The sequence below is a fragment of the Candidatus Marimicrobium litorale genome (assembly GCF_026262645.1).
Classification (GTDB): domain Bacteria; phylum Pseudomonadota; class Gammaproteobacteria; order Pseudomonadales; family Halieaceae; genus Marimicrobium; species Marimicrobium litorale.
Genome location: NZ_SHNO01000001.1, coordinates 2903220 through 2920766, shown reverse-complemented (window position 1 = coordinate 2920766; position 17547 = coordinate 2903220). Strand labels below are relative to the sequence as shown.

17 protein-coding genes are annotated in these 17547 nt (G+C 55.7%); 6 read left to right on the top strand and 11 right to left on the bottom strand.

The window, feature by feature from the left end:
• Positions 1-16: 16 nt before the first annotated feature.
• Positions 17-724 (bottom strand): glutamine amidotransferase-related protein, encoded by a 708-nt coding sequence (locus EYC82_RS13195; RefSeq protein ID WP_279250006.1) that lies wholly within the window; start codon positions 722-724, stop codon positions 17-19.
• Between the two features lie 120 nt (positions 725-844).
• On the opposite strand from EYC82_RS13195, the gene EYC82_RS13190 reads away from it, so the two are divergent.
• Positions 845-3100: a HEAT repeat domain-containing protein gene (locus EYC82_RS13190; protein ID WP_279250005.1), complete on the top strand. Its 2256-nt coding sequence runs from the start codon at positions 845-847 to the stop codon at positions 3098-3100.
• A gap of 265 nt (positions 3101-3365) precedes the next feature.
• On the opposite strand, the gene EYC82_RS13185 is transcribed toward EYC82_RS13190, so the two are convergent.
• The 3 genes from EYC82_RS13185 to EYC82_RS13175 all read right to left on the bottom strand — a co-directional run bounded on the left by EYC82_RS13185 (position 3366) and on the right by EYC82_RS13175 (position 5168).
• Positions 3366-3962 (bottom strand): YceI family protein, encoded by a 597-nt coding sequence (locus tag EYC82_RS13185; RefSeq protein ID WP_279250004.1) that lies wholly within the window; start codon positions 3960-3962, stop codon positions 3366-3368.
• 149 nt (positions 3963-4111) lie between these two features.
• Positions 4112-4540, bottom strand: a complete 429-nt coding sequence (locus tag EYC82_RS13180; protein WP_279250003.1) for a cupin domain-containing protein — start codon at positions 4538-4540, stop codon at positions 4112-4114.
• Positions 4527-5168 carry an alpha-ketoglutarate-dependent dioxygenase AlkB family protein gene (locus EYC82_RS13175; protein ID WP_279250002.1) on the bottom strand — a complete coding sequence of 214 codons (642 nt, stop codon included), beginning with the start codon at positions 5166-5168 and terminating at the stop codon, positions 4527-4529. Before EYC82_RS13175 ends, EYC82_RS13180 begins: the two co-directional genes overlap by 14 nt.
• 540 nt (positions 5169-5708) lie before the next feature.
• Between EYC82_RS13175 and EYC82_RS13170 the strand changes: the two genes are divergently transcribed.
• Complete coding sequence (locus tag EYC82_RS13170; protein ID WP_279250001.1) at positions 5709-6185, top strand: NUDIX hydrolase; 477 nt, start codon at positions 5709-5711, stop codon at positions 6183-6185.
• 124 nt (positions 6186-6309) lie between these two features.
• Here EYC82_RS13170 and EYC82_RS13165 read toward each other — a convergent pair whose 3' ends face one another.
• The 4 genes from EYC82_RS13165 to EYC82_RS13150 all read right to left on the bottom strand — a co-directional run bounded on the left by EYC82_RS13165 (position 6310) and on the right by EYC82_RS13150 (position 10449).
• Positions 6310-6783: a DUF1643 domain-containing protein gene (locus tag EYC82_RS13165; RefSeq protein WP_279250000.1), complete on the bottom strand. Its 474-nt coding sequence runs from the start codon at positions 6781-6783 to the stop codon at positions 6310-6312.
• Positions 6784-7075: 292 nt separating this feature from the next.
• The gene (gene parE, locus EYC82_RS13160) at positions 7076-8962 is read right to left on the bottom strand and encodes a DNA topoisomerase IV subunit B (RefSeq protein ID WP_279249999.1); all 1887 of its coding nucleotides are present in this window, start codon (positions 8960-8962) and stop codon (positions 7076-7078) included.
• Positions 8963-9087: 125 nt separating this feature from the next.
• Positions 9088-9921 carry a 3',5'-cyclic-AMP phosphodiesterase gene (gene cpdA, locus EYC82_RS13155; protein ID WP_279249998.1) on the bottom strand — a complete coding sequence of 278 codons (834 nt, stop codon included), beginning with the start codon at positions 9919-9921 and terminating at the stop codon, positions 9088-9090.
• Between the two features lie 21 nt (positions 9922-9942).
• Complete coding sequence (locus EYC82_RS13150; RefSeq protein WP_279249997.1) at positions 9943-10449, bottom strand: DUF1249 domain-containing protein; 507 nt, start codon at positions 10447-10449, stop codon at positions 9943-9945.
• A gap of 152 nt (positions 10450-10601) precedes the next feature.
• Here EYC82_RS13150 and EYC82_RS13145 point away from each other — a divergent pair, with 152 nt between their 5' ends.
• Together EYC82_RS13145 and EYC82_RS13140 are read left to right on the top strand one after the other, a co-directional pair.
• Positions 10602-12032, top strand: coding sequence for a TolC family outer membrane protein (locus EYC82_RS13145; protein WP_279249996.1), 1431 nt, complete (start codon positions 10602-10604; stop codon positions 12030-12032).
• 55 nt (positions 12033-12087) lie between these two features.
• Positions 12088-12705, top strand: a complete 618-nt coding sequence (locus EYC82_RS13140; RefSeq protein WP_279249995.1) for a class I SAM-dependent methyltransferase — start codon at positions 12088-12090, stop codon at positions 12703-12705.
• 12 nt (positions 12706-12717) lie between these two features.
• Here the strand turns inward: EYC82_RS13140 and EYC82_RS13135 are convergent, their stop codons facing one another.
• The 3 genes from EYC82_RS13135 to EYC82_RS13125 are packed head-to-tail and all read right to left on the bottom strand — an operon-like array spanning position 12718 to position 15792.
• A complete protein-coding gene (locus EYC82_RS13135) occupies positions 12718-13794 on the bottom strand; it encodes a prenyltransferase/squalene oxidase repeat-containing protein (RefSeq protein ID WP_279249994.1) in 1077 nt (358 codons plus the stop codon).
• Complete coding sequence (locus tag EYC82_RS13130; protein ID WP_279249993.1) at positions 13791-14507, bottom strand: class I SAM-dependent methyltransferase; 717 nt, start codon at positions 14505-14507, stop codon at positions 13791-13793. The genes EYC82_RS13135 and EYC82_RS13130 overlap by 4 nt, the downstream gene beginning before the upstream one ends.
• Positions 14494-15792 carry a glycosyltransferase family 4 protein gene (locus EYC82_RS13125; protein ID WP_279249992.1) on the bottom strand — a complete coding sequence of 433 codons (1299 nt, stop codon included), beginning with the start codon at positions 15790-15792 and terminating at the stop codon, positions 14494-14496. The genes EYC82_RS13130 and EYC82_RS13125 overlap by 14 nt, the downstream gene beginning before the upstream one ends.
• 267 nt (positions 15793-16059) lie before the next feature.
• On the opposite strand from EYC82_RS13125, the gene rfbA reads away from it, so the two are divergent.
• Complete coding sequence (gene rfbA, locus EYC82_RS13120; protein WP_279249991.1) at positions 16060-16959, top strand: glucose-1-phosphate thymidylyltransferase RfbA; 900 nt, start codon at positions 16060-16062, stop codon at positions 16957-16959.
• Positions 16956-17504, top strand: a complete 549-nt coding sequence (gene rfbC / locus EYC82_RS13115; RefSeq protein ID WP_279249990.1) for a dTDP-4-dehydrorhamnose 3,5-epimerase — start codon at positions 16956-16958, stop codon at positions 17502-17504. Before rfbA ends, rfbC begins: the two co-directional genes overlap by 4 nt.
• The last annotated feature ends 43 nt before the right edge of the window (positions 17505-17547 follow it).

Sequence of the window (17547 nt, the reverse complement as noted above, 5' to 3'; positions counted from 1 at the left end):
AAAAAATGTAGCGTGTTCATTTACGCTCACAAATAAAACGCGCAATCCAAGCTGCCACGCGAGGCCCCTGCTGTTCTCCTGCCAAAGTGGCCAGACCGGCCTGCAATACGTCATCGTCGAGAAGGTTTCGGCGCTCCATCATCAACGCGCGAGCATAATCTTTAGTGAACTCCGGGTGACCCTGCAGCGTGAGAATATGCTCCCCAACTTGTGACACAGCGTTGTCACAAAACTCGCTGGAGGCCAGCACCTGCGCACCGGCTGCGGGGCGCACCACCTGATCCTGATGGCTCACCAGAATATCGAGATTACTGTCGCCCTGATCATGCCAGGAGGGCAGACTTGAAAAACGGTGGGTATGCAGGCCGACGCCCCATCCTTTGGGTGATTTTTCGACCCGCCCGCCCAACGCCTGCGCGATCAGTTGATGGCCAAAACAGATGCCCACCAGCTTCTTCCGCTGGCGGTGCACTTCCTGCACAAAGCTTGTCAGGCCTAGAATCCAGGGTGTCTTATCGTAGACGCTCGCTTTACTCCCTGTGATCAGGTAAGCGTCTACCTCGTCGAGTTCATCCGGGTACTCACCGCGCTCTACATCGTATACCCTGCAGTACAGGTCGGGGGCCTGTGCTGTCAGCAGCGCTATGAACATATCCGGATACTCACCAAAATCCGCCGCCAGCTTTGGCATGACCGTATCCGCTTTTAAAATACCCAGCTTCAAACTGTATTGACCTCTTCGAAATCGCGTTTTCGATACACTATAGAGAAGGCTAGCCGGAACTGTCCATCACTCCACAGGCCTGTTAACCTTAATCCCTTAAATAATCTGCGGTCACCCCTGTTGTATTTTTCACTCCTCTTTCTCGTCACGGCGTTTCTATTTAGCGGCTCTGCCGCGGCATTTGTCGGCAGCGATGCCTGTCAGTCCTGTCATGAAACAGAACACGCCCTGTGGCTGGGGTCCGATCACGACCTTGCCATGCAGCTGCCCACCACGGATAGCGTGCTGGGTGATTTTAACAATACATCCTTTACCTACAACGGCATCACCACGCGATTTTTCCGTGACGGCGACAAATACGTGGTCAATACCGATAGCGAAGACGGCAAGCTCAAGGACTTCGAGGTGGCCTACGTGTTCGGTCACTATCCGTTGCAACAATACCTTCTGCCTCTGTCCCGCGGCCGTCTGCAGGCGCTGAGTATCGCCTGGGATTCACGCCCTGCAGAAACTGGTGGACAGCGCTGGTACCATCTCTATCCCGATGAGACCATCGATTACGCCGACCCGCTGCACTGGACAGGCCCTTACCAAAACTGGAACACACGCTGCGCAGAGTGTCACAGTACAGATGTACATAAAAACTACCGTGCTGATTCGCGCAGCTTTGATACCCGCTACGAGGAAATCAACGTCGGGTGCGAGGCCTGCCACGGCCCCGGCGAGAAACACTTGTCTCTGGTTGCCGGCGGAAAACTCAATGAGGCAAAAAATGGCGGCTTCCCCACGGCACTATCCCAGCGCGGGACCTGGCGCCTACCCGATGGCGCCAGCATCGCGCAGCGCAGCTCGCCCATCAAGGGCAACAGCCAAATAGACAGCTGCGGTCGCTGCCACTCACGGCGGGGCACGCTGGGAAATTATCATTATGGCGCGCCGTTAATGGACACTCACCGACCGGCGCTGCCGCAATGGCCTCTATACCATCCGGACGGACAGATCCGTGACGAGGTCTACGTCTATGGTTCATTTATACAAAGCAAGATGCATCAGGCAGGTGTCGTCTGCAGTAATTGCCATGAACCCCACAGCCAGGCACTGCGGGCGCCAGGAAATGGCGTATGCGCCCAGTGTCACCTACCTTCGCAATACGATACTCCCGCACACCACCACCACAGCGAGAACTCCACTGGGGCTCTGTGTGTGAATTGTCACATGCCGGAGACAGTGTATATGGGAGTTGACGCCCGGCGCGATCACAGTATGCGTATCCCACGGCCAGACCTGTCCCTTGTAATGGATACTCCCAATGCCTGTAACCAGTGCCATCAGGATAAGGATGCCCGCTGGTCCCTCGACGCACTGCGGCAATGGGGCGTGACATTCAGCGACACAGGCCGTCATCCTGCAAGGGCGTTTGCCCGGGCAATCGCGGGAGATACCCGGGTAGTACCGCAGCTTGCCCAGATTGCCGCGGATCCAGATGCGGCACCCGTCTGGCGCGGGGTTGCAATGGAAGCACTGGGAGAAGCAGGCGGACGGGAGGCATTGCAAAGCGCGACACAGATGCTCTATGACGACGATCCGCTACTGCGCGCCAGTACAGTGCGCGCACTGGAATTCCTGCCTGTACACCAGCGCTACCAGTTGTTACAGCCTTTGTTGGACGACGATGTAAAGACCGTGCGCATGGAGGTGGCAACCAGCCTTGCGAGCGTGCCATTCGACCAAATTTCTCCCGAGCAAGTCAACGCGCTGCAAACACTTTTCACGGAATATACGAACACTTTGGCTATGGACGCTGACATGCCCGGAGTGCAGCTACAACTCGGCATTTTCCATGTAGCCCGGGGTAACGAAGCAGAGGCGGAGGCAGCCTACCGCGAAGCACTGTACCTCAACCCGCAACTCATACCCGCCTATCTCAACCTGGCCGACCTGTTGCGCAGTCGTAATAAAGATAACGAAGCGCGCACTCTTTTGCGCCAGGCACTCTCCATCGATTTGCAAAATGGACCTGTGCTGCACTCACTGGGCCTGCTTGAAACGCGCAGCGGACAGCCAGACCTTGCGTTGGATTACTTACGCCAGGCGGCAGAACTCGAAACCAGCGGTACCCGGCATCGATTTGTCTACGCTATCGCGCTGCACGACCTGGGCGATCCGACGCAAGCCCTCGAGCAGCTTAAAAGCCTGCTCCGCAGTACACCTGAAAACGTGGACGTGTTGCTGGCCCTGGCTAATTACAGCAACGAGCAAGAGCTGCGTGAAGAGGCGCTGGCTTATGCGCGTGCACTCACCCGTATTGCACCGGGAAACCGCAACTACCAGCAATTATACAAACAGCTGTCCGGGGCCGCTCTACAGTCCCCCTAGAAATTCTATAAGCAACATGTTCAATGGGTCGGGTTTCTCTTGCCGCACCAAATCGCCCGCAACGGCGAGCAATTCCACACCGCGTAAACCCTCAACTCTGACACGCATATGCTCAAGGCCGCGCTCGCCCCTGAGCTGTCCTGGCCGTCGACAAAACCCAGAACAGCTTTATCACGCGTGGGCCGGCGCGCCGGCAGGCGATGTGACGCTCGACACCGTTCGCCTTGAGCTGCGCATGCTCAAGCGGGACCGTCATTTGATCGGGTTAGCGCGGCCGTATAAATCTAAACTGCAGCGTCACCGGTATTACATTACTGATGGATTTCAGGCCTGCCACATTTCGCAGTGCTTCGATGCCGCTGTCGAGACCAAAATCGGCGGCATTGACGAGCACCGGGTGTGTTGTGAAAACCAGTAAGCCACCATCATTCTCCACCAATACTGACACCGGCGCCGTTAGGTCTCGCTGAACGCCATGCAGTGTCAGAGTCACCGGCAAATCTAGCTGGTGAACCTCTCCTCCGTTGGCGTCCGCCATCAATGCAGGATCGACCTGGGCATCTACCTGCGCCACCGGAAACGTTGCAGTCTCAAACAAAAGAGATCGAATACGCTCATTGCGAATTTCTATCAGAGTCTCGACGCTGGCCAGGTGTATCGTAATCTGTGCAGCGCCACTCACCGATATCGAACCCTCCAGTGACTTGATAGTATTTATCTCACCTACACTATCGTTTTTGATTGTTGCGAAGTTGATTACCGACGCTGTACTGTCCAGCTCCCAATCGGCCCACGCTAGCGCGCCGATCGACTGCAGGCAGATGCCCAGCATAAAACTTCGCAAAAGTGTCATGCATGTCATTACACCGATCTCCATTCAAGCTCTAAAGTTAATTTTCCTGCGCAACATTGTACTGTAAACCGCCAACAGCGTTACCGCATCCATCGTTGACCGCCTTTCCTATGCCGAAGCGGGCAAGATATGTTCGTCACCGATAAGCAGGACCCGTTTCATTCTGAATCCTCCCGCTCAGTGAGCTGGCTATTGGCGGTGCCCACATAAAATACTACTAGCTTAACAGGCCCCTCTCCGACATTGACGCCGTTATGCCAAACGTCGACTGCCTCTGCCGCGGCCTCGCCAGCATTGAGTTTTTTCACATCACCATTCTTGAAATGAACCTCAAGCTGCCCTTCGATCACGTAGCCCACTGACGGAACCGGGTGTTTATGCCAGCCCGTTTCACCTCCGGGCGCCATTTCGATAACGACTCCTGACATCTCCGCCTGACCTTCGGGGTAAACAATATCTTGTCCAATCCAGGTCCGCTGGGTCTTTAATACGGGCGTCGCTTTTATCATGTCCGATCCGTCAATCGCCAGCACAATACCCGAGCCGCTAAGCAGTAAGATAAGTAGTATGATATTAATTCGCGTCATGCTTTTTTCCTCTCTTTACAGGCGAGATTATCTGCCTGAATGTCAGGTTAACCCGGGGACCCAAAGGTTTGGTTGTCTTGGGAATACCATGTTTCCAATTTGACTGGGTTTCCCCTCGCATTAACAGCAGACTTCCAGAGGTAAGCCTTACCCGCAAATCACCAACATCCTCGCGGCTACGGTGTTTCATTACAAACGTCCGCTCCGCCCCGAGCGATAGGGACGCTATACTGGGGCAGGCGCCGAGCTCAGGTTCGTCGTCAGCGTGAAACCCCATGCTATCGCGGTGGTCGCGGTAATAGTTTAGCAAGACGCTATTGAAGTTTTCACAACATAATGCTTCTACGCGAGCCTTTATTTCAAGAAGAGCGCTGGTGAAAGGCGTAGCCTCCAATATCACTCCTGAGTAGGAATAACTCAGTCCTGCGTCAGCGTACCAGGCGACCAGGCGCGGTTGTGGATAGGTCTTGCCCCAAAGGGTAACGTGCTCTTGGCGCCAGGGAGTCTCCTCAATAAGTCGCTGCAAGACACTTGTGTGATCGTCGGGCAGCACATCGTGCCAAAAAACTAAATCCGCGTCTGGCAAATGCAGCTTCTGGCCGTCGGCGTTACTGAATAAGTCATCCATACAATACCATCCCAGCGGCTGACCTGATTGTGTTAGGCGACAGGGTAATGCAGCCCTATTCGTCGGACTCACGCGTCGTTTTCCCGCATGGTATCGGGCGATTCCTCTGAACGTCTTTCCTGTACCATCAGCGTAGTGATAACGGTACCTACGCCTATGCTGATTAACAAAAAAGCGTACTCCAAGCGCGCAATTTTCTGTTCTCAGGCGTTGTATCCATCGCTACAACTTACGTCTTGAGTGGATCATCGGATGCAGCATCTTATCAAAATAGACAAAGCTATAGCTGCGCGCGCGTGGTGATTCGCTCATGAATCGTAACAAAGTCAGAAAAATGGCAAGCGAAGCATGGTTTTATCTATGATACGTTTACTTGAAACACTGTTTGCGTTGACGCTATGTAGCAAGCACACAAGGCGGTGCCAAGTTGGCGAGTTATTGTATTCTAGAAAATAGTGACTGCACCCTAACCATGCGCGGCTGCAGATCGATAGACAACGTAGAGCTGATACCTGTGACATTGGGAAGCACGGTCATACTATGAAAAAAAACAGTTCTTTCTGCCTCGTAGACTCAATCGACCTTCCCGTAGTGGAATCAGCGGGAGGTCTTGTTTGTAATGACAGTCACCATATCCTGTTGATGTTCAAACGGGGTAAATGGGACATGCCGAAGGGCCGTATAGAAGATGGGAGCACCAAAGAGGAGTCTGCTCTGCGCGAGGTTCAGGAAGAGACCGGGGTCAATATTAAGAAACTGGAGATGCAGGCAAAGCTGGTGTCTACATGGCATACCACGCGTCACGACAATGTCCGCTATCTTAAAAAAACGCACTGGTACCTGATGCACTATCACGGTGAAGATGATGACACCAAGCCCCAGGTAGAAGAGGGTATTATCGAATGTCGCTGGGTGCATCTCAGCGACTTGCCGGAATACCGAGAGTTACTTCGCCCCCGCATCAACTATGTGATCGATTTCTGGCACGAAAACCTGGCCTACGTCCCCAAAGTCTAGTCAGAGCGTCCGCAGAGTTAATACGCCGGGCGTGGATCAACTCAGCTCTCAGGCCCCGCAGCCGCAGCGCATCGATCTACAATTCCGTGCAGCCCGTTATTGGCATGTCCCGCTTGACCACGAACTAGCACTGTCGAGGCATGGGGATTGGTACCAGCGTGCCCTTCAGATAGAGCGGATGAGCAGGCTGTCCTGACTTGTTCATTTTCAGGTAGTGCAAATCAGGGATCAGGCCCCTGATCCGTTCCGCTCGGCCCATATATGTGCCGTGGTTACCCCAGGCGGCAATTACCATACCTGCCTCCGCAGACAGCTGCTGTAACCAGCGGTCATTGGCTCGCCCCACGGGCTTTTTCGTCGCTAGCATATCCTTCGGCTCGGTAGCTCGATAAGCGAAAAGATTCGCAGTACAGACTCCGCCATAGCCCCAGCTCCTGGCGAAGTTCATACAGCGAACCAGGGTTGGATCGTCATCCTCCTCATCGGCGGTGGAAGGGTTGAGCCCTATAAACATAACAATGGGTCTGGATTCATCCCAGGTCCGCCATAAAGCAAACCGATAAAGGCGGCACGCTGAGAGCCTGGCATCTTTTTTCATGCGGCAGATACACCTCTTGGAGAATTTTAAGCGAAGCCGGTGAGCCTGACAGTGATCTCTTCGTCGCTATCATCGTGCGCTCACCCGGCCGCTATTCCCTCCAGAAAAATCGTTCGGCGCGGATGGCGCTCATCTTCATAACGTTTTGCTGTTGCGAAGTATTCCCCGCCGAGGCCGGTAACTTTTGCAGACACATCATAGCTTCCGGGATTCGCAGCGAGGGACTCGATGAGAGGGAGGGCTAAAGACCAGTGCGTGGAGCGACAGGATACCTCGCAGCCTGCATAACAACTCAGGAGACTATCGCGAGATCCCCTTTCTTCTCTAACCAGGCCTTGCGATCGGGAGCGCGCTTTTTGGCCAGCAGCATGTCCATCATTGAGTTGGTATCGTCTCCGGCATCGAGCACCAGCCGAACGAGGCGTCGAGTATCGGGATCCATAGTCGTTTCTCGAAGCTGCATGGGATTCATTTCACCCAGCCCCTTAAAGCGCTGCACGCTGACCTTACCTTTCTTCTTTTCAGCCTCGATTCGGTCGAGAATGCCCTGCTTCTCGGCTTCGTCTAAAGCATAGAAAACTTCCTTGCCCACATCGATACGGAACAGGGGAGGCATCGCGACATACACATGGCCCGCGGCAACCAACGGTCGGAAATGGCGGACGAAGAGTGCACATATCAACGTGGCGATATGCAGGCCATCGGAATCTGCGTCTGCAAGTATGCAAACCTTATGGTAGCGAAGCCCGGAAAGGTCGTCACTGGCCGGATCGATCCCCAAAGCCACGGATATATTATGCACCTCCTGAGAAGCGAGAATTTCCTGTGAATCCACCTCCCAGGTATTTAGAATTTTTCCGCGTAAAGGCAGGATAGCCTGAAAACCGCGGTCGCGAGCCTGCTTGGCGGATCCGCCAGCAGAATCACCCTCTACCAGGAACAATTCGCCGCGCGCGGGATCCTCTCCCGAGCAGTCGGCAAGCTTGCCTGGCAGAGCCGGGCCTGCGGTAACCTTTTTTCGTGTCACCTGCCTCGCAGTGCGCATCCGCCCTTGTGCATTGCTAATACACATCTCAGCCAGTCGCTCTGCTTCCTCGGTATGTTGGTTCAGCCAGAGGCTGAAGGCATCCTTGACGACACCGGACACAAACGCAGCCGCCTCGCGTGAGGTCAGTCGCTCCTTGGTCTGGCCGGAGAATTGCGGATCACCCAATTTGAACGAAAGCACGTAACAGCAACGATCCCAGATATCATCCGCCACCAGCTTCACCCCTCGAGGTAGCAGATTGCGTAGTTCACAGAATTCGCGCATTGCGTCCAAAAGACCAGTTCGCGCACCGTTCACGTGAGTTCCGCCCTGCACGGTGGGTATCAGGTTCACGTAAGATTCCGCAATAACCTCTCCCCCCTCGGGTAACCACTGCAAGGCCCAATCAACCGCCGTATGACTCGCACTGAAGTTGCCTACGAAGGGCTCTTCGGGAATAACCGGAAAATCAATGGTGGCATCGGCGAGGTAATCCTTCAGGCCGTCCTCGTAGAACCATTCTTCCGTTTCCTTTTTCTTTTCGTCCTTGAATTTCACACGCAAGCCAGGACATAACACCGCCTTCGCGCGCAATACATGTCGCAGGCGAGTCACTGAAAACTTCACCGAATCGAAATACTGTTCGTTCGGAGTGAACGTCAACGTAGTACCGGTGTTGCGCTTGCCACAGGTATCCACAGTTTTCAGATCTGTCTTTTTCTCACCATTGGAAAAAGTGATGCGATACACCTTGGCATCGCGGCGGATCAGCACTTCCAGTTCGCTAGAAAGTGCATTCACTACAGACACGCCGACCCCGTGCAAGCCTCCACTGAACTGGTAGTTCTTGTCTGAGAACTTACCCCCCGCATGCAGTGTGCTAAGAATCACTTCGACGCCCGGTTTTTTAAGCTCCGGATGTTTGTCCACAGGCATGCCGCGTCCGTCGTCCGTCACGGTAAGCGAGCCGTCCTTGTTGAGGGTGACACTGATCTCGGTGGCATGCCCTTCCAGCGCCTCGTCGACACTGTTATCAATCACCTCCTGAGCGAGGTGGTTGGGGCGGGAGGTGTCGGTGTACATGCCAGGGCGTTTCCGAACCGGGTCCAGCCCTGTGAGAACTTCAATATCTTCGGCGGTATATTGACTCATTTCGACCCGTTTTCAGCTGTTGCGTACGCATTCTATTGTACAACGAGACGCGAGGTAGTTGCGCATCGATGCCTTAAAATACCGCGTTAAATTAAACGGATTGCACACCGAAGGGACGGTTCGGGCTAAAGGTAACCGCCGGAATCCAGATCGACTTTGAACGCCGTCTCGTTGTCTCTGGAAACTCCGGTCACCAGATTGCCATCCGGGTGCAGCTCAAACCAGCGGTAACCCGGGGGCCTGTTGTCCGCCTTGAAATCCTCACTGTTAGCAGCAAACTGAACACACGTAGACGGTGCACCGAGCAGGCGGACCCCGCCGCGCAGCAGGTCGCACTCCTGATGAACATGCCCCCAGAGCACCGCCTTCACACCGGAGAATCGGTCCAGGATGGCGAAAAAAGTGTCCGCATCGGCAACGCGCTGCTGGTCCAGCCAGTCACATCCTACCGGCACCACCGGGTGGTGCATACACACGAGGCTATGCAGGCACCCGTCAGCGGCAGCCGCCAGGGCGGACTCGAGGAACTGCAGTTCCTCTGCGCCAAAACCACCCTCCACCTCTCCCGCAACCTGAGAATCCAGCAACAGGATGCTCCAACCGGCTACCCGTATCTCGCGGCAAAGGCGCGCGGGGTCGGCCGCCCGCATGCGCGGCAGGCTATCGTGGTTGCCGGGCAGCCAATAATTCGCTGCCGTCAGCTGGCCAAAATAGCCTCCCAGCCTATCGTAGGCACTGCCTGCACCACCATCAGCCAGATCCCCCGTGCCCAAAAGAAGATCAATCTTGGGCCTTTCCCGCTGCACCAGCGCTATCACGGCTTGCAGGGAATGGTCGGTGTCCATACCCAGCAGCGTACCGCCGAAGCTTTCGCACAGGTGGGTATCTGTCAGCTGCACCAGCTGCACAACATCGTCCCTGCTATCAAGGTATTCTACGTGGTGGTGTGAATTGGACATGAGAAAGGCACGCGATGAAAATCAATTGCCCATAGCAGCGCTGACATTATCTGCAACACGGCCATTATGCAGACAGTGCTCCAGCCAGTCGGCGAGGAAGCAGTTCTGCTGGTATTTCTCGTCCTGTGAGAACATCTTCGCATTGGGGTACTCGTAGCGCGCAGCCACCCTGCGATGCGACTGGAACATACCCACCTCGAGCATGCGTGCATCATGGTAGGCCCGCACTTCCAGGCGTAATTGGCCCAGCCAGCGCGATTCACCGTACTTCTGCTCTATGCGGAAAATCGTGGTATAGCGACAGCGCTCGACCACCTGCAATGCTATTTTGGCACTACCAACTAACAGGTGGCGTGCGTTGCTATTCTGGTAATCCGGAAACAACCGCAACAGGCGCAAGTAGTTGGCATCGCAGATGGCATGCATTTCTGTCAGGTCGAGCTTGAATGATTTTTGCTTGTGCTTGAACAATGTCCAGACACCTTTGCGTTGTAATGTTCCGATTTCAGGCCTTTCGGCTAAACCCATATACCCGAAAACCTATAGTTAAGTGACTACGATGTCATAAACCGGCAGTAACGTCACCCCAACTTTCCCCTTTACAAAGTATGCACTGGAGGCTACAGGCTGCTAAACTGCTCCACACCGTTCTATCCACAGTTGATCTGGGGAAATATTTCATGAAAATTCTCGTCGTCGCGCTGTCCACGCTGACAATCTACCTATCTGCGGGCACTGTGCACGGAAACTCCCTGCGAGATATCTACGAGCTGGCACTGGAGAACGATGCCCAGCTGAAGGCCGAAGAGGCGACTTATCTGGCCAACCGCGAAACAGAAAACCTCAGTCGCTCGGCGCTGCTCCCACAGATAAGTGCTGGCTATAACTATGAGGATTCAGAAACCGATACCAAAGGCTTCGGCCCGGATTTTACCAAACCGGGGGCGCCGCAGGTCCAGACCAAGCGCAATCTCGATACAGATACCGACGGCTACTTCCTGTCTCTCAACCAGGCATTGTTCGATCTCTCGGCCTGGTTCAGTTTTCAATCAGGTAAGCAAATTACAAAACAGGCAGAGGCCATTTTTGCCGCGGACCAACAGGACCTGATCGTACGGACAGTAGACGCCTATTTACAGGTGCTGCGAGCCCAGGACAACCTTGCGGCGTCCATTGCTCAGGAGCGCGCATTTGAACGCCAGCTGGAACAAACACAGCAGCGCTTTGAAGTGGGCCTGATCGCGATCACCGATGTGTACGAGGCTCGCGCTGCACGGGACCTCGCTCAGGTAGAGCGCCTTGTCGATGAAAATAACGTCCAGGTCGCCCTTGAGGGTCTCACCGTGTTGACCGGGCAACCCAATCACGGAAACCTGAACGTTCTCGTTGACGACTTCGAGATTCGCCCACCGGTTCCGGCGGATCGCGCGGCTTGGGTCGATTTCTCTCTGGCCAGCAATTTCCAACTGCTCGCTGCTCGCTACCAAGAGGAAGCCGCTCGGCAAACCGCAAAGTCCAACGCTGCCGAACACGCGCCCACCGTTACGGGCAGCTACCAGTACTCAGACTACGATGTCAGCGGAAGCCAGACGATCACACCCGATACGGGCTTTGGCACTGACCCGAAAGCCAGCACTGACCAGCACATGTGGAAAATACAGGTTAACTTGCCGCTATACAGTGGCGGCGCGGTCAGCGCTAATCGTCGCAAGGCCGCACAGGAATACAACGCGGCAGTGGAAAATCGCATCAACCTGCAGCGCAACGTCGTCACCAATACCCGCTCTTTGCACATGACCGTCGTTAGCGACGTATCGCGCATAGCGGCCCGCAAGCAGAGTATTGTTTCCTCCAAGAGTTCGCTGGACGCCACACAGGCAGGTTACGAGGTGGGAACGCGAAATGTCGTAGACGTGTTAAACGCCCAGAACACCTTGTTCAGTGCCGAACGCGACTACGCTAACAGTCGCTATGACTATATCCTCGATATGATGAATCTGAAACAGCAAGCCGGCCTGCTGAGTCCGCAGGACGTGCTACGGCTGGATTCTTTCATGGTGCCGCCCACCGCTGCAGCAGCGACCTCAGTCATCGGTACTACAACCGAGTAGACCGGGCGGACTACCCTGTAACCGAGAACGTGCAGCACATTTGGAGTTCACGGGCATGATCCCCGACCTGCCAGACAATATCGACTCGATCAAGGGTTTTCTGTCGGCTGACGAGGCCGCGGCGCTGTATCACCGTGCTCTGGAGGTCAGCGGGCAAGGGCCGGTGCTGGAGATCGGCAGCTACTGTGGCAAATCTACCATCTACCTCGGGCTGGCTTGCCGTCGCACCGGCAGCACGGTCTTTGCACTGGACCATCACCGTGGCTCAGAGGAACATCAGCTCGGCGAGTTCTTCCACGACCCGGACCTCTACAACAGCGCTGATGGAGTGATGGATACCTTCCGGGACTTTCGCCATAACATCAGCAGGGCTGGCCTGGATGACACGGTCGTGCCCGTGGTGGCAGGCTCAAATGCCGCGGCAAGACACTGGCAGACGCCACTATCCATGGTATTTATCGACGGGGGACACAGCCTCGATGCGGCGCTTACTGATTACCGCTGCTGGATGCCGCACCTGAAAAGGAGCGGTATTCTGGCGATACACGATCTGTTCGACGATCCCCACGAGGGCGGTCAGGCGCCTTTTGCGATTTATCGCATGGCGCAGGCATCAGGCCTGTTTGAATCGCTGGGGCAAGTCGATAGTCTTGGCGTATTACGCCGCCTGTAGCAGCGCGAAAGTTTACTCGACCCGCGCCCTGCGCGCGCGTGTCTCCTCCTGCTCATCCAGTATTTGCACACTACAGAAAAGCCGGCTCGCACTGGTATGCTCAGTGAGCGCATCTGCCGCCAGTAAAATAGCGCCAGCAGTCCACGTGGGCCGTTCGTCTGGCCACAGCAGATCCTCCACAAGCTGGTAACCCGTCCAATAGGAACCATCGTTGGTGCACCATTGCTGTAACCAACTGTAAACCTCTACCGCCCGTGCATGGTCCCCCGCCGCAAGAAGCGACATCACCAGCTCACAGGATTCCGCCACGGTCACCCAGGGTTCCTGCTTCTCGCAGCGGCAGCCCAGTTTGTCTTCGACAAACTCGTCCCAACGGGCAGCCAGCCGGGCGCGGGCATCTGCGCCGCTGTAAACGCCAGTCAGCACGGGGTAGAACCAATCCATGGAATACCGCGACTTGCTCTCCCAGGTACGATCAAATCGCTCGGGCTTGCTGCGCAATGCTTTTCCCAGCCTATCGCGAGCCGGCAGCCAATCCTCGCGAGACTCGTTGAGGGTCACGGCGATATTGTGCGCACACTCAAGGCTCTTATAGATGGAACTGCAACCGGTCACCAGGGCATCGCCTTTCGGGCTTCCATCTGCGTCAACAGCCCAATCGATCTCGCCATAGTCGCTTTGCAGTGCAAGTACAAAACCGATGGCCTTATCGACCATGGGCCACATCGCCTCCAGAAAATCATCATCCTTGCTGATCAAATAGTGGTGCCAAACGCCCGTGGCAATGTAGGCCACAAAGTTGGTCTCACGTCGATTCGCATTGTCGACGACATTACCCCGGTAGGACGCCCACCAGCTGCCGTCGTCCAGTTGCCGGTCCGCCAACCATTGATATGCTTTTCGTGATGCGTCCAGCTCGCCACCGATAGACAGTCCCATCGCCGATTCAACATGGTCCCAGGGGTCGGTATAACCGCCCTCGAACCAGGGTATCTCGCCACTCTCTTGCTGGCACCCCAAAATAAATTGCACGGTAGGACGCAGGAACTCCTCCGGGAATAAGCCCCGGGTTAGGTAAAGGCCGCTCATGTTGCCGCTCCCTTGCGAAAGTACATAACCACGCTTTTACCCATGATCGGATTCATAGTCTTCTCCAAGACGCGCGTAACAGCGGGGTTCTTCATCAGGTCCCATACCAGCAGCCGATGATACTGTTTGATCAACCAGTTGGTATCCTGGCTCTGCCAGAAAAGGCACTTCAACCACCAAAACGGGACGTGCAGCGCATGTGCCCAGTGGCGCGAATAATATTTAAGGCCCAGGCTTTCAATTTCCCGGCGCAAGGTGTCGCCGCGGAAAATGCGCACATGTCCACCCGGCGTGTTGTAATATTCCTCGCTCAGGGCCCAACAGATTTTTTCGGGCCAGCGGCGTGGCACGCTCGCGCAAAATAAGCCGCCGGGCTTCAAAACCCGCTCGATCTCACGCAGCGCGCCGTGGTATTCGGGTATATGCTCTAATACTTCACTGCAAATTACCTTGTCGAAAGTATCGTCTGCGAAAGGTAAACACAACGCACTGGCGGAGGACAGGCCGAAGGCCTTGGCCTCGTTATCCGGCTCGTAAAAGGACTGAAAGCGCTCGCGGGTTGTCCTCAAATCATCCATCGAAAGATCGACGCCAATGGAATGCACATTGGCCTCCACATAAGCGCTGATGACATGCCGCCCTTCGCCGCAGCCAAGGTCCAGCACGACATCGTCTTTCTCCAGCGGCAGGCGACTGAAATCAACCGTCTTCATCGCCCAGCACCTCCCAATAGTAAGTGGTCATCTGCCGCGCGCACACCTGCCAGCAAAAATTCTCTTCTATGCGCTTGCGCGCAACAAGACCCAAATCGGCTCGGCGTGGCTCGTCCTGCAACAAACTATCAATAGCGTCTGCCAAGGCATCGACATTCTTGACCGGCACAATAACGCCCGCGTCGCCCACTACCTCGGGCAATGCACCGCCATCGGTGGACACGACGGGGACACCGCAGGCCATCGCCTCACCGGCGGGTAAGCCAAAGCCCTCATACACCGAAGGCACCACCGCAATCGCCGCCTCGGCGTAATAGCGCACCATTTGCTCAGTGCTGATGCCACTCACAAACTTCACTTTATCGACTATGCCAAGGCGCTTGACCAGATTCTCGGTCTTGCCCCCTGGGTTCGGTCTGCTGACCAGTAGCAGCTCCAGATCCGGGTATGTCTTGAGTAGTCTCGCATAGGCGTGCAACAGGTAGCGCAGACCCTTCAGAGGCTGGTCCGCGGAGCAGGTCGCCATCAACCGCAGGGGGTTGCGCTGGATTTCCGGCATCGGACGAAAGTCCTCAATGCAAATGCCGTTGTGCACCAGACTGATACCGACGGGCTGCAAGCCGAAATCCCGGGCAATATCCTGCCGCGAGCAATCGGACACCGTGACGATATTGCGCAGCTGCTTGATTACCTTTTTCTGCATAAAGAGAAAGGAGTGCCAGCGTTTGATCAGCAAGCGCTCCCGCCAGCCGCGGGCCGCATTAAGCGCAATCCGCAGATCGCTGGTAATCGGATGGTGCACCGTGGTGACCAGCGGTATGCCCATATTCTGAATTTCCAGCATGCCCCAGCTAAGGCTCTGGTTGTCGTGCACCAAGTCATACTCGTGACCGTGCTGGCGCAGGTATCTCACCGCGCGCCGGCCAAAGGTGTAGGGCTCGGCAAATCCCCCGGTCAGCTGGCTCAGCCACTCGATGATGTTGCTCATAGAGGCGAGATGACGCGGACGCAGCGAGCGCAACCCATTGACGAACAGATCGAGACTGGGCAGCTGAATCAACCTCACCCGGGGATCAAGATCGGGGTATGGGGGACCGGAAATCACATCCACACTGTGACCCGCCTCTACCAGGGCCTTGCTCAGGTAGCGCATGTAAATGCCCTGCCCACCGCCATGGGGCTGGCTGCGATAACCCAGCAATGCAATTTTCAGGGGGCGACGTGCATCTGAACGGGGCACGGACCCGCCCAGCGTGTCCGCTGAGGGCCGAGTTTCTGCCTGCACTGTGCCAAGCTGCCTGATTGGGGCGTCCTCTCTTATTTATCCAGAAAGTCTATATTTGCGGGATACAGCGCCGAGCGGGGAGGGGTTGCCCGCTTTTTCGCGGCTTTACACCTTGGTCACCCGGCAAAATGGGCTAGATTTTAATCAGCCGATGCCTAAAAATCCACCCCCATCGGTTGTCTCCGGCCTCCTGAAGCCGATTCTATCGCCAGTTAGGCGCCAATCCCGTTATAATTACCCGATTCACCGTCAGGAAACCTGCAAAAAATGTCAGCAAACACCTACAAGGGGCTCATTCTTGCGGGCGGGTCGGGCACCCGTTTGCACCCACTAACCAGCACCGTCAGCAAGCAGCTTATGCCGGTGTACGACAAACCTATGATTTACTACCCGCTGGCCACCCTGATGCTGGCCGGTATCCGCGACATCCTGATCATTACCACCCCGCGGGATCAGGCCGCCTTTAGTGAGCTGCTCGGGGACGGCTCCAACTGGGGCATTAACATCCAATATACCGTGCAGCCAAGTCCCGACGGACTGGCCCAGGCATTCATACTGGGGGAGGATTTCATCGGCAACTCACCCGCCAGCCTGGTACTGGGTGACAATATCTTCTACGGCGGCGGTTTTTCCGCAAAATTGACCAGCGCCGCCAGCCGCAACGATGGCGCCTCGGTGTTCGCCTATTATGTGCAGGATCCTGAGCGCTACGGCGTCGTCGCGTTTGACAAGGAAGGGGTAGCTCAAAACATAGAAGAAAAACCCGAGCATCCCAAGTCGCACTATGCCGTAACCGGACTCTACTTTTACGACAACGACGTAATAGAGATCGCCAAAGCGGTCAAACCCTCTCACCGTGGTGAGTTGGAAATCACCGACGTGAACAAGGTCTACCTGGAACAAGCCAGGCTCAGGGTAGAGGTCATGAGCCGCGGCACAGCCTGGCTTGATACGGGCACCCACAATTCGCTGCTGGATGCGGCCAACTTCATCCGCGTGGTAGAGGAGCGTCAAGGCCTGAAAATCGCATGCCCGGAAGAAGTCGCTTATCGCATGGGCTATATCGATGCTGGCCAGCTACAAGCATTGGCCAAGCCGCTGGAAAAAAGTGGCTACGGCGTCTACCTGAATAACCTGCTGCGAGACGAAGGGGTCGTTTTCGCATGAATTTCATTGAGACACCACTGCAAGACGTATACCTGCTGGAGCCCAGTGTTTTCGGCGACGAACGCGGCTTTTTTCTGGAAACCTGGAATGCGGATGCCTTCAGCGAAGCCGGCTTCGACCTGCACTTCGTGCAGGATAACCACAGCCGCTCTGCCCGCGGCATTCTGCGCGGCCTGCATTATCAAATGGAGAAGACGCAAGGCAAACTGGTGCGCGTGACCGCCGGCGAGGTGTACGACGTGGCCGTCGACCTGCGTCGCGGTTCGCCCACCCTTGGCCAGTGGTATGGTGCCACTCTCAGCGCGAAAAACCATCGAATGCTGTGGGTTCCAGCGGGCTTTGCACATGGCTTTTACGTGGTATCCGAATACGCCGACTTCCTGTACAAGTGCACCGATGTCTATCATCCCGCCAGCGAACAAACCCTCGCATGGGATGACCCGACAGTTGGCATTGAGTGGCCTGTACCGCAAGGCGACGAGCCCCTCCTTTCCGCGAAGGACCGGGAAGGCTACTCATGGAAGGATTGCCCCAAGTTCGACTGACCTCAAGGCCCTCGCCCGCCAGTAAGTCAGCGCAAATCTCTCG

Coding starts and splice junctions, on each gene's coding strand:
- EYC82_RS13140 (WP_279249995.1), top strand. CDS start 12,088: ATGATCCCCGACCTGCCAGACAATATCGACTCGATCAAGGGTTTTCTG.
- EYC82_RS13145 (WP_279249996.1), top strand. CDS start 10,602: ATGAAAATTCTCGTCGTCGCGCTGTCCACGCTGACAATCTACCTATCT.
- EYC82_RS13150 (WP_279249997.1), bottom strand. CDS start 10,449: ATGGGTTTAGCCGAAAGGCCTGAAATCGGAACATTACAACGCAAAGGT.
- EYC82_RS13165 (WP_279250000.1), bottom strand. CDS start 6,783: ATGAAAAAAGATGCCAGGCTCTCAGCGTGCCGCCTTTATCGGTTTGCT.
- EYC82_RS13130 (WP_279249993.1), bottom strand. CDS start 14,507: ATGAAGACGGTTGATTTCAGTCGCCTGCCGCTGGAGAAAGACGATGTC.
- parE (WP_279249999.1), bottom strand. CDS start 8,962: ATGAGTCAATATACCGCCGAAGATATTGAAGTTCTCACAGGGCTGGAC.
- EYC82_RS13185 (WP_279250004.1), bottom strand. CDS start 3,962: ATGACATGCATGACACTTTTGCGAAGTTTTATGCTGGGCATCTGCCTG.
- EYC82_RS13175 (WP_279250002.1), bottom strand. CDS start 5,168: ATGGATGACTTATTCAGTAACGCCGACGGCCAGAAGCTGCATTTGCCA.
- cpdA (WP_279249998.1), bottom strand. CDS start 9,921: ATGTCCAATTCACACCACCACGTAGAATACCTTGATAGCAGGGACGAT.
- rfbA (WP_279249991.1), top strand. CDS start 16,060: ATGTCAGCAAACACCTACAAGGGGCTCATTCTTGCGGGCGGGTCGGGC.
- EYC82_RS13170 (WP_279250001.1), top strand. CDS start 5,709: ATGAAAAAAAACAGTTCTTTCTGCCTCGTAGACTCAATCGACCTTCCC.
- rfbC (WP_279249990.1), top strand. CDS start 16,956: ATGAATTTCATTGAGACACCACTGCAAGACGTATACCTGCTGGAGCCC.
- EYC82_RS13180 (WP_279250003.1), bottom strand. CDS start 4,540: ATGACGCGAATTAATATCATACTACTTATCTTACTGCTTAGCGGCTCG.
- EYC82_RS13135 (WP_279249994.1), bottom strand. CDS start 13,794: ATGAGCGGCCTTTACCTAACCCGGGGCTTATTCCCGGAGGAGTTCCTG.